Below are 15,890 nucleotides of genomic sequence, written 5' to 3' on the forward strand. Positions count from 1 at the left end.
CGGTGGGGTGGTCGAACAGGGTGCGGACGGAGATGCGTGTTCCCAGCGCCGCACCGACCCGGGAGACGACCTGGGTGGCGGACAGCGAGTTGCCGCCGAGGTCGAAGAAGTTGTCGTCCAACCCGATCGACGGCTCGCCAACCACGTCGGCGAAGACGGCGGCGATCGCCTCCTCGGCCGGGGTCTGGGGCGCCGTGAATTCGCTGCGGCGCGCGAACACCGGTGTGGGGAGGGCGTTGCGGTCGAGCTTGCCCGCCGCCGTCAGCGGCAACGACTCCAACACCATGATCGACGACGGCACCATATACCCCGGCAACCGCTCCCCCACGAACCCCGCGAGTGCACCGGTATCGACCACCACATTCGGCGCCGGCAACACATACGACACCAGACGACTGCTCCCGGAACCGTCGTCATACCCGACCGTGTGCGCGAACTCCACCACCTCATGCGCCGCCAACACCACATCGATCTCACCCAGCTCGATCCGGAAACCCCGGATCTTCACCTGAAAATCACTGCGGCCCAGAAACTCCAGAACCGGGGGTCCGTCCGGGGCGGTCATCCAGCGGACCACGTCACCGGTGCGGTACATCCGCCCGCCGGTGCCGAACGGACACGCCACGAACCGCTCCGCCGTCAACCCGGTCCTGTGCACATACCCACGAGCCAAGCTGGACCCGAGGACGTACAACTCGCCGCGCACCCCCAACGGAACCGGACGCAACCAGTGGTCGAGGACGACGAGGTCGACACCCACGGTCGGTGACCCGATGCTCACCCGCTGCCCCGGCACCAACGGACCGGTCGCCGACGACATGATCGTCGCCTCACTCGGACCGTACGCATTGACCATCACCCGGCCCGGCGCCCACCTCGCCACCAACTCCGGCGGACACACATCACCCGCCACCACGACGGTCTCGAGGCCCGGTATCCCGGCCGGATCGAGCGACGCCAATGCCGCCGGCGTGCAAAACGCATGCGACACCCGCTGCCCGGCAAGGAACTCCGCCAACTCCGAACCACCGAAAATACTGGTCGGCGCAACCACCAGCGTCGCCCCCGCACACACCGCCATCACCAACTCGAACACCGACGCATCGAAACTCGGCGACGCGAAATGCAACACCCGCGACCCCGCCGACACCCCCAACCGGTCCCGCTCGTCCGCAGCCAGATTCACCACACCCCGATGCGTGACCGCCACACCCTTCGGCCGACCCGTCGACCCCGACGTGTAAATCACATACGCCGGATGATCCAACGACAACACACCGGTGCGGTCGGCGTCGGTGACCGCATCCGCCGGATACGAGGCGAGCGCCGACACGAACTCGGCGTCGTCGAGGACGATCCAGTGCGTGCAGTCCGGCAAACCCTCGCGCAGCGCGGCCGTGGTCACACCGATCGGCGCCCCACAATCCGCCAACATGAACGCAATGCGATCAGACGGATAACCCGGATCCACCGGAACGAACGCCGCACCCGTCTTCGCCACCGCCCAGGTTGCGACCACGGACTCGAGCGACCGTGGCAATGCCAGCGCGACGGAAACCTCCGGACCGACCTGCATGGCGGCGAGCAGTCGCGCCAGGCGGTTCGATTCGGCGTCCAATTCCCGGTACGTGAGCGTGCTGGTGGCGTCCACGGACGCACCGAGCACTGTCGGGGCGACGAGGGCATCGCCGTCCGGGTTGCTGCGCACGGCACGGGCGAGCAGATCCGGCAGCGTGGCGGGTGCGAGTCCGGGCCCGCCCGTTGCCGGGACGAGGACTTCCCGTTCGGTGTCCTGAAGTATGTCGAGATCACCGACGGCGGTGCCCGGGTCGGAGATCACGGCCGCGAGAATCCGCTGCAGTCGCCACCCGAGGTCGCGGACGGTGGACTCGTCGAACAGGTCGGTGGCGTAGGTGAATTCGGCACGCATCCCGGACGGTGCTCCGGTGTCGTCGACATTCTCGCCCAACGTCAGCTGGAGGTCGATCTTGGCGACCCCCGGATCCACGTCCTCGACGCAGATCCGCAATCCCGGCAGTTCGTACTCGTCCGCCTGCACCGGGTTCATCGACAGCGCAACCTGATAGATCGGGTGATGCGCCGGGGTGCGCGCCGGGGCGAGCACGTCGACCAGCCGCTCGAACGGGATGTCCGCGTGGGCGAACGCTGCGAGGTCGGTGTCGCGCACCGTGCGCAGCAACTCGGCGAAGCTGTCTCCGTTCCGAACGGCTGTGCGCAGAACGAGGGTGTTGACGAACATGCCGACCAGGTCGTCGAGTGCGCGTTCGCCGCGTCCGGCGATCGGGGTGCCGATCGCGACGTCGTCGGTGGCCGACAGGCGCCCCAGTAGAAGCGCGAACGCGGCGTGGGCCACCATGAACGTGGTGGCCCCGTGTTCCCGGGCCAGACGCTGAATGCCCCGATGGGTGTCGGGGTCGATGCTGAAGCCCACGGACCGCCCGGCGAACGTCGGCTGAGCCGGACGTGGCCGGTCGAAGGGCAGCCGCAGTTCGTCGGGCGCGCCGGCGAGTGTGCGCGTCCAGTATCCGAGTTGGGTGGCCATGACGGATTCGGCGTCGTCCCCGCTGCCGAGAACCTCCCGCTGCCACACGCTGAAGTCGGCGTACTGGACCTCGAGCGGCGCCCACTGTGGGGTCTGCCCGTGCGCGCGGGCCGCGTAGGCAACCATGACGTCGCGGCCGAGTGGTCCGAACGACCAGCCGTCGGCCGCGATGTGGTGCAGCGAGACCGCCAGGACGTGCTCGGTGGGGGCCGTGCGGAAGAGCATCGCCCGTACCGGTGTCTCCGCGGTGACGTCGAATCCGCGGGACGCGAACGCCACCATTCGGCCGAGGAGGTCGATCTCGGTCACGTCGACCGGCTCCAGTGTCACCGAGACGTCGGATGCGGGCACCACGATCTGCTCGGGGCCGTCCCCGCCGTCCGGGAACACCGTGCGCAGCGACTCGTGACGTTCGACGACGTCGTCGAACGCCGCCGCCAACGCCGCCGTGTCGATCGCGCCGGACAACCGCACCGCGAACGGCAGGTTGTAGGCCGGTGAGTCGGCGTCGAACTGGTTGAGGAACCACATGCGCTGCTGCGCGAGCGACAGCGGGATGCGGGCGGGCCGGGTCACTGCGGTCAGGGCCGGGCGCGCATCACTGGTGGTGGAGTCGATGCGCAACGCCAGTGCGGCCACGGTGGGCGCATCGAACACGTCGCGAACCGACAGGCGGGTTCCGGTCGCCTCGGTGATGCGCGCCGTCACCCGGGTGACGGACAGCGAGTTGCCGCCGAGATCGAAGAAGCTGTCGTGCACACCGATCCGGCCGGCATCCAGCACGTCGGCGAACACGTTCGCGAGCGTCTGCTCCCCCTTGTTGCGAGGTGCCACGTATTCGGTTGCATTCGAGACGAACTCGGGTGCCGGGAGGGCCTTGCGGTCCAGCTTGCCGCTCGTGTTCAGCGGAAACTCGTCGAGCAGCACCACGGCCGACGGCAGCATGTACGACGGAAGTGAACCCGCTGCGTGGCGGCGCAGGTCCGCGACATCCAACTGAGTGCCGGGCACTGCCACCACGTAGGCAGCCAGGTGGTCGCCGGTCGTGGCATCCGAGTAGACGAGAACGGCAGCACCCGTCAGATCCGGATGCGACCGCAGCACCGTCTCGATCTCACCCAGCTCGATCCGCTGACCACGAAACTTCACCTGGAAATCGGTCCGCCCAATGTACTCGAGCACCCCGTCCTTCCGGCGTCGCACCAGATCGCCCGTCCGGTACATCCGCGCCCCGGCACCACCGAACGGATTCGCCACGAACCGATCCGACGTCAAATCCACCCGACCGAGATACCCCCGCGCGAGCTGGATGCCACCGAGGTAGAGCTCCCCCGACACTCCCGCAGGCACCGGGTGCAACCGCGAATCCAGCACGTACACCTGGGTGTTCCACTCCGGCACCCCGATCGGCACCGTGGTGTCGTCGGCGTCGGAAGTCTCCCAGTACGTCACCGACACCGCGGCCTCCGTCGGCCCGTACAGATTGTGCAGGCCGGCAGTCGACATGTCCCCGAACCGCACCACCGTCTCCGGCGGCAACGCCTCACCGATCACGAACACGTGCCGCAGACTCGAACACGAGCCGGCGGGTACCGACGCAACGAACACATCCAGCATCGACGGCACGAAATCGGTGACCGTCACCCCCTGTTCGTCGATCACCTCCGCCAGATACACCGGATCCCGGTGCCCGTCCGGACTCGCCAACACCATCGCCGCACCGGCCTGCAACGGCCAGAAGAACCCCCACACCGACACGTCGAACGTCGTCGCCGTCTTCTGCAACAACACGTCGCGGTCGGTCAGCCCGTACTCGGACTGCATCCACACCAACTGGTTGACGATCGCCGCATGCGGGACCGCCACCCCCTTCGGCTTCCCCGTCGACCCCGACGTGTACATCACGTACGCGGTATTGGACGGGCGCAGCGGAGCGATCCGGTCGGCATCGGTGATCGGATTCGACTCGAACTCGGACAGATCCAGCCCGTCGATCTCGAGCACCGAGAACGTACCGGGAAGGTCGCCGCGGTCAGCGGCGGTGCTCAGAACACACACCGGCCTCGCCGAGGCGAGCACGTAGCCGATGCGATCGACCGGGTGATCCGGATCGACCGGCACATACGCACCACCGGCCTTCACCACCGCATACATGCCCACCACCAGGTCCGGCGAGCGTCGCATCGCCAGCACCACCCGCGACTCCGGCCCCACACCACACGAGACCAGGTACCGCGCCAACCGGTTCACCCGAGCATCGAACTCCGCGTATGTGAGTGCAGCGCCCTCGAACACCACCGCCGTCGCGCCCGGGGTGCGCGCCACCTGCGTATCGAACAGATCCGGCAGCGTGGCGACAGGAACGTCGTGGTCGGTCGAGTTCCAGCGCCTCAGGGCGGCGCTCTCGTCGGTGTCGAGCAACGGGATGTCGCCGACACGCGTCCCGGCGTCCGTGGTGACCGCACCGAGGATTGCGGTGAATCGCGCGGCGATGGAGGCAGCCGTGTCCTCGTCGAACAGATCCGAGGCGTACGTCAGTTGCGCGGTGATCCCGTCGGGATCGCCGTCGGCGGCGAACCGCTCGACGAGGGTGAAGTGCAGATCGAATTTCGCGACGTCGATGTCGGTGTCGAGTCCGCGCAGGGTGAGTCCGTCGAGTTCGAGTGTGGTCTGCTCCAGGTTCTGGAAGGTGAGCATCACCTGGAACAACGGGTGCCGGGCAGCGTGCCGGGTGGGGCTGAGCACCTCCACCAGCCGTTCGAACGGCACGTCGGCGTGGGAGAACGCCGCGAGATCCGCGTCCCGGACGTGGTCGAGCAGGTCGGTGAATGCCGAACCCGGATCGACGGGGGTCCGCAGGGTCACCGTGTTGACGAACATGCCGATCAGATCGTCGAGTTCGCGTTCGCCGCGGCCCGCGACGGGCGTGCCGATGGTGACGTCCGAGGAGGCGCTGAGACGCCCGAGCAGGACGGCGAGTGCGGTGTGCACGACCATGAACAGCGTGGCCCGCCGGGACTGTGCGAGTGCAGCCAGCGCGCGGTGCGTGGACGCGCCGACGGCGAAGTCGACGTGCCGACCGCGGTAGGACTGCTCCGCGGGTCGCAGCCGGTCCGCCGGGAGATCGAGCTCGTCGGGAACACCCGCGAGGGTGTTCGTCCAGAAGTCGAGTTGCCGGGCCGCGAGAGAGTCGGGGTCGGATTCTTCGCCGAGCAGGTCACGGTGCCAGAGGGCGTAATCGGCGTACTGCACGGGAAGCGCCGTCCAGGTGGGTCGCTCGCCCCGTGTGCGGGCCGCGTACGCGATCATCACGTCGCGCACCATCGGTGCCATAGACCAGCCGTCGCCGGAGATGTGATGCACCACCAGTGCCAGTACGTGGTCGTCGGCGCCCACCCGGATCAGCGTGACGCGGACCGGCAGGTCGATCGTGACGTCGAAACCGGTGGCGAAGAAACGTCCGAGGACGGTCTCCAGTTCGTCCTCACCGACGGCCGCGACAGACAGGGTCGGGCGTGCGTCGACGGTGTCGCGCACGACCTGGTGCGGGCCGGTCGCCGAATCCGGGAACACCGTGCGCAGCGTTTCGTGGCGGTCGATCAGGTCGGCGATGGCCGCCTCGAGGGCCGCCCGGTCGAGTGTCCCGGTGAACCGCACCGCGAACGGCAGGTTGTAGGCAGGGGACGACGGGTCGAACTGGTTGAGGAACCACATGCGCTGCTGGGCCGGCGACAACGGAACCTGTTCCGGCCGCTCCCGCCGGGTCAGCGCCGGCCGGGTGTCCGCACTGCCGCACTGCGACAGTCGGGCGGCGAGTTCCGCGACGGTCGGCGACTCGAACAGGTCCCGCACCGCGAGCGGCACATCGAGTTCATTGCGGATCCGGGACACCAGCTGGGTAGCGATCAGTGAGTTGCCGCCGAGGTCGAAGAAACTGTCGTGGACACTCACCCGGTCGAGTCCGAGTACCGTGCCGAACACCGCAGCGACGGAGTGTTCGACGGTCGTGGACGGTGCGATGTATTCACCCGCAGCCGAGGAGAATTCCGGCGCGGGGAGGGCCTTGCGGTCCAGCTTGCCGCTCGTGTTCAGCGGGAACTCGTCGAGCAGCATCGTCGCCGACGGCAACATGTACGAGGGCAGTGCTTCGGACGCGTACGCGCGCAATGCCGCGGCGTCGACAGCGCGATCGGGCGCGGGAACCACATACGCCACGAGATGATCGCCCGTCGTGGCATCCGAGTGGACGAGAACGGCAGCACCCGTCAGATCCGGATGCGACCGCAGCACCGTCTCGATCTCACCCAGCTCGATCCGCTGACCACGAAACTTCACCTGGAAATCGGTCCGCCCGATGTACTCGAGCACCCCGTCCTTCCGGCGTCGCACCAGATCGCCCGTCCGGTACATCCGCGCCCCGGCACCACCGAACGGATTCGCCACGAACCGATCCGACGTCAAATCCACCCGGCCGAGATACCCCCGCGCGAGCTGGATGCCACCGAGGTAGAGCTCCCCCGACACTCCCGCAGGCACCGGGTGCAACCGCGAATCCAGCACGTACACCTGGGTGTTCCACTCCGGCACCCCGATCGGCACCGTGGTGTCGTCGGCGTCGGAAGTCTCCCAGTACGTCACCGACACCGCGGCCTCGGTGGGCCCGTACAGATTGTGGAGTCCGGCGGACGACAAGGCCCGGAACCGACTCGAGGTTTCGGGGGGAAGCGCCTCGCCGATCACGAACACGTGCCGCAGGGTGACGCAGGAGGTTGCCGAGGCCGCGGCGATGAAGACGTCGAGCATCGACGGCACGAAGTCGGTGATCGTCACCTCGTGCTCGTCGATCGTGCGTGCGAGATAGGCCGGATCCCGGTGTCCGTCCGGGGCGGCCAGCACCATGGTGGCGCCGACCTGCAACGGCCAGAAGAATCCCCACACGGAGACGTCGAAGGTGGTTGCCGTCTTCTGCAACAACACATCCCGTTCGGTGAGCGCATATTCCGACTGCATCCACAGCAACTGGTTGACGATGCCCGCGTGCGGCACCGCCACCCCCTTCGGTTTACCGGTGGACCCGGACGTGTAGATGACGTAGGCGGTGTTGCCCGCGCGCAGGGGAAGCAACCGAGCGGTGTCGGTGACGCGCGTGGCGGAGAAGTCGGTCAGGTCCAGGTCGTCGATGGTGACCACCTCGACGCCGGACGGAATTGCGGTGCGATCCGCACTCGTGGTCAGGACGCGTACCGGCCCGGCAGACTGCAGCACGTATCCGATGCGGTCGGCGGGATGATCCGGGTCGACGGGCACGTAGGCGCCGCCCGCCTTGACGACGGCGTACATTCCCACCACGAGGTCCAGCGAGCGCCGCATCGCCAGCGCGACCCGCGACTCGGGACCCACACCGCACGACACGAGATACCGGGCGAGTCGGTTCGCCCGCTCGTCGAGCTCGGCGTAAGTCAAGGAGGCGGTGCCGAAGACCAGGGCCGTCGCGCCGGGAGTGCGCGCCACCTGTGCGTCGAACAGATCTGGCAGGGTGGTGACGGGAACGTCGTGGTCTGTGGCGTTCCACTCGGACAGTTCACGGAGGCGCGCGGCGGGGTCGGCGATCGCGATGTCGCCGACCGGCGTCTGCGGTGCGGCGGTGACGGCTTCGAGGATCCGGACGAACTGTGCGCCGAACGAGCGGATCGTGCTCTCGTCGAACAGTTCGGTGGCGTAGTTGAATTCGGCGGCGATGGGGCCGGGCCTGCCGTCGGCGCCGTGGGTGTCGGTGAGGACGAGTTGCAGGTCGAATGCGGCGACGTCGGGGAGGACCGGTTCGCTCGACACCGACAGGCCGGGGAGTTCGAGGTGCGCGGGTGCGTGGTTCTGGAAGAACAGGGCGACCTGGAACAGCGGGTGGTGGGCAGCGGTGCGGGTGGGGTTCAGGTGCTCCACGAGACGTTCGAACGGCACATCCGTGTGGGCGAACGCGGTGAGGTCCACGTCTCGGACCTGCTGCACCAGTTCGGTGAACGGAGACGCCGGGTCCACCTGCGCGCGGAGCACGAGGGTGTTGACAAACATGCCGACCAGGTCGTCGAGGTCGCGGTCGCCTCGGCCGGCGACGGGCGTGCCGATCGCGATGTCGGTGGTCGCGCTGAGCCGGCCGAGCAGCACCGCCAGGGCGGAGTGCGCGACCATGAACAGGGTGGCGTTCTGTGTGCGGGCCAGGGTCGACAGGCGGTGGTGCAGTTCCGTTGAGATCTCCCAGGACAGGGTCGCGCCGTGTTTCGACGCGACCGCAGGTCGGGCTCGGTCGGTGGGCAGGGCGATGCTGTCCGGCAGCCCGGACAGTGCGGTTCCCCAATAGTCGAGTTGACGGGCGGCCCGGGAGTTCGGGTCGTCCTCCGCGCCGAGGAGTTCTCGTTGCCAGAGTGTGTAGTCGGCGTACTGCACCGGCAGCGGCGTCCACTGCAGGTCGTGGCCGCCGCTGTGCGCGGCGTACGCGAGCATCAGGTCGCGGGACAGCGGCGCGAAAGACCATCCGTCGGCGGCGATGTGGTGCACCACCAAGGTCAGCACGTGTTCGTCGTCCCGTACGCGCAGCAGTCGTGCGCGCACGGGGATCTCGGTGGTGACGTCGAAGCCGGTGAGGGCGAACGCCCGGATCGAGTTGTCGAGGTCGGCCTCCCGGGCCTCGACGACGGTGACGCCGAGGTCGACGTCCTGGGCGTCGAGGATGCGCTGCCAGGGTCCCGTGTCCGAACCGGGGAACACGGTGCGCAGCGATTCGTGCCGGTTCAGCACGTCACGGAGCGCGCGACTCAGTGCCGTGACGTCGAGGTCACCCGAGAACCGCACGGCGAGAGGCAGGTTGTAGACGGGGCTCGAGGTATCGAACTGGTTGAGGAACCACACCCGCTGCTGGGCGGGCGACAACGGCACTCGCTCGGGCCGCACCTGCGGGGCCAGAGCCGGACTCGAGAGGTGTGCGTCGCGGTCGACGCCCTCGTACCGTTGCGCGAGCCCGCCGACGGTCGGCGCATCGAAGACGTCGCGCAGCGACACCGGAACGCCGAGCGCCGTGCGCAGTCGCGACACCAGTCGGGTGGCGACGAGGGAGTTGCCGCCGAGGTCGAAGAAGTGGTCGTGGATGCCGACCCGCTCGACCCCCAGGATTTCGGCGAACACACCGGCGACGACCTCCTCGGCGGGGGTCCGCGGCGCCACGTATTCGGTGGTCGCAGCGTCGAGGTCCGGTGCGGGCAGGGCCTTGCGGTCGAGTTTGCCGTTCACCGACAGCGGCAGGGCGTCGAGGTGCACGACGTGCGCCGGGATCATGTACGACGGGACGCGGGCGGACAGGTGTGCGCGCACGTCGGACCAGTCGGCCGCCCGCCGCCCCACCAGATACGCCACCAGCGCGTCCTCGCCGCGGTCGTCGCGGTGCACCACCACCACCGCCTGCGACACATCCGCATGCGTCTCCAGCGCCGCCTCGATCTCCCCCAACTCGATCCGCTGCCCCCGCAACTTCACCTGGAAATCAGTACGCCCCACATACTCCACAACCCCATCCGCGCGACGACGCACCAGATCCCCCGTGCGATACATCCGCCCACCCGCAACAAACGGGTTCGCCACGAACCGATCCGCCGACAGATCCGGACGATTCAGATACCCCCGCGCCAGCTGATCACCCGCCAGATACAACTCCCCCGCCACCCCGCTCGGCACCGGATGCAACCGCGCATCGAGCACATACAACTGCGTGTTCCACACCGGACGCCCGACCGGCACCGTCACCGTGTCCGCAGCACCGGTCTCCCAGAACGTCACGTCGACCGCGGCCTCCGTCGGCCCGTACAAATTGTGCAGCTCAGCAGCACTGACCGCCCGGAACCGCGACACCTGCTCCGGCGTCAACGCCTCACCCGAACAGAACACCAACCGCAACGAATCACATTCCACCACAGCCGGTTCCGCAGTGAACACCGACAGCATCGACGGCACGAAGTGCATCGTGGTGATGCGGTGCCGACGGATGAGGGTGGCGAGGTAGTCGGGGTCGCGGTGTCCGTCCGGCGCGGCGATCACCAGCGTGGCACCGACCTGCAGCGGCCAGAACAGCTCCCACACCGACACATCGAACGTCACCGGAGTCTTCTGCATCACCGCGTCGTCCGGACTCAGCCGGTATTCGTGCTGCATCCACAGCAGGCGGTTCACGATCGCACCATGGGTGACCGCGACACCCTTCGGCCGGCCCGTCGACCCGGACGTGAAGATCACGTACGCCGCGTTGCCCGCGGTGAGCGCGGTGGAGATCGGGTCCGGGTCCTCGTCGGGAAGGTCGAGGGTGTCGATGTTCACCACCGGTGCGGCGGTAGTGAAGGTGGTGTCGTCGGCGGCGCGCGTCAGCACGCACACCGGCTGGGCGGTGTCGAGCACGTACGCGGTGCGCTCGGCGGGGTGATCGGGATCGATCGGCAGGTAGGCGCCGCCAGCCTTCACGATCGCATAGACGGCGACGAGCAGATCGATCGAACGGCGCATCCCGACCGCGACGACGGACTCCGGTCCCACTCCACTTCTGATCAGGTAGCGGGCGAGGAGGTCTGTGTGCTCGTCGAATTCGGCGTACGTCAGCCACCGGTCCTCGAATACCAGCGCCACCGCGTCGGGAGTGGCGGTGGCCTGGGCCGCGAACAACGACACGAGAGTGTCTGCCGGTACCGGGTGGTCCGTCGCGTTGGCCGCCGCGAGGGCGGACCGTTCGTCCGCGTCGAGCAGGTCGATGTCGCCGACCGAGACCGGCGGGTTGTCGACGACCACGTCGAGGAGCCTGCCGAACCGTTCGCCGATCGACACGACGGTGTTCTCGTCGAACAGGTCTGTCGCATAGGACAGTTGCCCGGCCAGACCCGCGGCGGCGCCGGCGGAGTCGAATTGCTCGACAACGGTGAGCTGCAGGTCGAACTTCGCCACGTGGACGTCGATCTCGGCGGCCTCGACCTCGAGTCCGTCGAGTTCCACCCGGGTGTTCGCCGTGTTCTGGAACGTGAGCATCACCTGGAACAGCGGATGGTGCGCCGACGACCGGGCGGGGCTGAGCACCTCCACGAGGCGCTCGAACGGGACGTCGCCGTGCTGGAAGGCGGCGAGGTCGGCGGCGCGGGTCCGGGCGAGAACGTCCTCGAACGTGTCACCGAGGTCGACGGTCGTGCGGAGCGCGAGGGTGTTGACGAACATCCCGACGAGGTGGTCGAGGGCCTCCTCGCCGCGTCCCGCGACGGGCGTGCCGATCACGATGTCCGATCCGGCGCCGAGCCGGCGGAGTAGTACGGCCAGCGCGGCGTGCGTGACCATGAATGGCGTCGTGCCGGTGCTCTGTGCGAGATCGACGAGACGCCCGTGGACGTCGGCGGGGATCGTGAACTCGACGCGCCCGCCGCGGTGCGACATCTCGGCGGGCCTCGTGCGGTCGGTGGGCAGCTCGATCAGCTGCGGCACGCCGGCGAGCGCTGCCCGCCAGTGTGCGATCTGCTTGGCGGACAGGCTGTTCGGGTCGTCTTCCGACCCCAGTAGGTCCCGCTGCCAGAGGCTGTAGTCGAGGTACTGCACGGGGAGCGGCGCCCAGATGGGTGCGTGCCCGGCGGCGCGCGCCGCGTACGCGACCATCACGTCGGCGGCGAGTGGTGTCATCGACCAGCCGTCGGCGGCGATGTGGTGGACGACGAGGACGAGGACGTGCCGCTCGGGCGCCTCACGGAACAGCCCGGCGCGCAGCGGTGTGTCAGTGCTGAGGTCGAATCCGGTGCCGCCGAGGGCCGTCACCGCGGCGGTGAGCGAATCGGCGTCGACGTCGATCGGATCGTGGCCGGCCAGCAGGCTCACGGCGGGCATGACCCGCTGGTGGGGTCCGTCGGCGCTGTCGGGGAAGACGGTGCGCAGCGCCTCGTGGCGTTCCTGAACGTCGCCGAGCGCTCTGCGCAGGGCGTCGCGGTCGAGTACACCGGTCAGCCTCAGCGCGATCGGCAGGTTGTAGGCGGGCGACGCCGTGTCGAACTGGTTGAGGAACCACATCCGTTGCTGCGCTAAGGACAGCGGCACGCGGTCGGGCCGTTGCCGCGCCTCCAGTGCCGGCCGCGGATCGGTGTGCGAACCGGCTTGTGCCGCGGCGGCGGCCAGTTGCGACACCGACGGCGACTGGAAGAGGTCCCGAACCCCGATCCGCACACCGAGGGCGGTGTTCACCCGGGACACGACCTGGGTTGCCGTCAGCGAATTGCCGCCGAGGTCGAAGAAGCTGGTGTCGACGCTCAGTTCGGGCAGGCCGAGGACGTCGCGGAAGATCCCGAGAAGGGTCTCCTCGGTGACCGTCCGGGGGTGCACGAGGTCGGCCGACGATGCGGCGAAGACGGGTGTGGGGAGGGCGTTGCGGTCGAGCTTGCCCGCCGCCGTCAGCGGCAACGACTCCAACACCATGATCGACGACGGCACCATGTATCCGGGAAGACGCGTCCCGACGAACTCCGACAACACCCGGGTTTCGACGTCAGTTCCCGGCGCCGGCAACACATACGAGACCAGGCGACTGCTGCCGCTCCCGTCGTCATACCCGACCGTGTGGGCGAACTCCACCACCGGATGCGCAGTCAGCGCGGCGTCGATCTCACCCAATTCGATCCGGAAACCCCGGATCTTCACCTGAAAATCACTGCGGCCCACAAACTCCAGAACCGGGGGTCCGTCCGGGGTGGTCACCCAGCGGACCACATCACCGGTGCGGTACATCCGCCCACCCACACCGAACGGGCTCGCCACGAACCGCTCCGCCGTCAACCCGGTCCTGTGCACATACCCGCGAGCCAAGCTGGACCCGAGGACGTAGAGTTCGCCGCGCACTCCGGCCGGGACCGGACGCAACCGGTGGTCGAGGACGACGAGGTCGACCCCGACGGTCGGTGACCCGATGCTCACCGTCTGCCCGGGGACCATCGGACCGGTCGCCGACGACATGATCGTCGTCTCACTCGGACCGTACGCATTGACCATCACCCGGCCCGGCGCCCACCTCGCCACCAACTCCGGCGGACACACATCACCCGCCACCACGACGGTCTCGAGGCCCGCTAGCCCGGCCGGATCGAGCGACGCCAACGCCGCCGGCGTGCAAAACGCATGCGACACCCGCTGCCCGGCAAGGAACTCCGCCAACTCGAAGCCACCGAAAATACTGGTCGGCGCAACCACCAGCGTCGCCCCCGCACACACCGCCATCACCAACTCGAACACCGACGCATCGAAACTCGGCGACGCGAAATGCAACACCCGCGACCCCGCCGACACACCCAACCGGTCCCGCTCGTCCGCAGCCAGATTCACCAGCCCCCGATGCGTGACCGCCACACCCTTCGGCCGACCCGTCGACCCCGACGTGTAAATCACATACGCCGGATGATCCACCGACAACACACCCGTGCGGTCGGCGTCGGTGACCGCATCCGCCGGATACGAGGCGAGCGCCGACACGAACTCGGCGTCGTCGAGCACGATCCAGTGCGTGCAGTCCGGCAAACCCTCGCGCAGCCCGGCCGTGGTCACACCGATCGGCGCCCCACAATCCGCCAACATGAACGCAATGCGATCAGACGGATAACCCGGATCCACCGGAACGAACGCCGCACCCGTCTTCGCCACCGCCCAGGTTGCGACCACGGACTCGAGCGACCGTGGCAATGCCAGCGCGACGGAAACCTCCGGGCCGACCTGAAGGTCGATCAGGAGGCGCGCGAGCCGGTTCGACGTCTCGTCCAGGGCGCGATAGCTCAGGGGGTCGTCGGACGTTCCGCACCCGGGTGCGAGGAGGGCGTCCCCGTGCGGGTTGCTGCGGACGGCGCCGGCGAGCAGATCCGGCAGCGTGATCGGTGCGAATCCGGGGCCCCCGGTGGCGGGCACCAGGCTGCGGCGTTCGTTCTCGTCGAGGATCTCGAGGTCGCCGATCCGTCGTGGTCCGTGTGTGTCGGATGTGAGGAACTCGCCGAGGAACCGGGTGAACCGAGCGTGGTGGGCGGCGAGGGTGTCTTCGGAGTACAGGTCGGGGTTGGCCTCGAGGTCCAGGTTGAGGCTGGTGCCGGCGACCCCGTGGTAGACGTTGACGGCGAGGTCGGTGATGGGGCCGGTCGACAGCAGTTCGAGTCGGCCGACGATGCTGCCCAGGGTGATCTCGTTGTGGAACAGCATGACGTTGATCAGTGGGCCGTAGAAGCCCTGATGATCGGTGGCCGCGTCGCGTCGGATGTCGATGTGCGGGTACCGCTGGTGCCGGAGCGCCGCGGTGACTTCCAGCCGGACCGCTGCCACCAGTTCCGCGTTCGTCGCATCCGGGCGCACGTGCAGGCGCAGCGGGACGACGTTGGACACCATGCCGCCGGAGCGGCGGAGCAGCGCGGTGGTGCGGGCGGTGACGGGCAGGCTGACCGCGACCTCCTCGCGTCCGGTCATCCGGGAGAGGTATGCGGCGAAGGCGGCGACGACCTCGAATGCGGTCGACGAGTCGTGGCGGTCGGTCGCGGCCTCGAGGTGGTCGACGAGCGCGTCGGGGATCTGGCCGCCCGTCGTGCGGCTCCGTGCCCGCGCCGGGGCGCTCCGGTCGACCAGGCTGTGTGGTTCGCCGATGGTGGATACCCGCTCGGACCAGTAGTCCCGGTCGGCGCGGTAGCGCGACGACGTCCGGTAGTCGTCGTCGACTCGGGCGACGTCGGTGAGTTCGGCGGCCTTGGACGGCCCAGCGGCGCGCCCCTCGACGGCCGCGGTGTACAACTCGGCGGTCCGGTCGACGAGCGTCACCGATCCCATGCCGTCGAGCGCGACGTGGTGGACACGGCTGTACCAGTAGTGGCGATCCGGTCCGATGCGCAGTACAGCCGAAGTCGTGAGCCGATCGCGGCACACGTCGAGCGGCGCGGTGTACTCCTGCCGCATCCACTCCTTTGCCGCTGCCCTCGGATCGGGCTCGTGCTGCAGGTCGACGAACCGGACCGATGCTTCCAGGGTCGGATCGACCAGCTGATAGGGAACTCCGTCGACCTCGACGAGGCGGAGGAACGCGGAGCCGAGTTCGCGGCCCGCGGTGATCATCGACTCCGACAGCAGCGCTACGTCGAGGGCACCCACCAGTTCGACGCACTGTGCGATGGTGACGGGAACGTCGGGATCGAGTTGCTGGGCGAACCACATGCCCTGCTGAGCGGCCGAGAGCGGAAATGCACCGTCCGGAATGCGACCCTCGGTGGTCACGTCACCACTCGGCACAGCTTCGACCACCTTGTTCGTCCTC

1 protein-coding gene (cut by a window edge) is annotated in these 15,890 nt (G+C 68.4%); it reads right to left on the reverse strand.

Features of this window, described 5'->3' with window-relative positions; translation table 11 throughout:
• On the reverse strand, nt 1-15,877 hold the 5' portion of the coding sequence (locus tag DTA22_RS00700; protein WP_245973261.1) for a non-ribosomal peptide synthetase. It extends 13,667 nt beyond the left edge of the window; only the first 15,877 of its 29,544 coding nucleotides appear in the window; the start codon lies at nt 15,875-15,877; the stop codon falls past the left edge of the window.
• Between the last annotated feature and the right edge of the window lie 13 nt (nt 15,878-15,890).

The sequence above is a fragment of the Rhodococcus wratislaviensis genome, assembly GCF_900455735.1.
Classification (GTDB): Bacteria; Actinomycetota; Actinomycetes; order Mycobacteriales; family Mycobacteriaceae; genus Rhodococcus_F; species Rhodococcus_F wratislaviensis.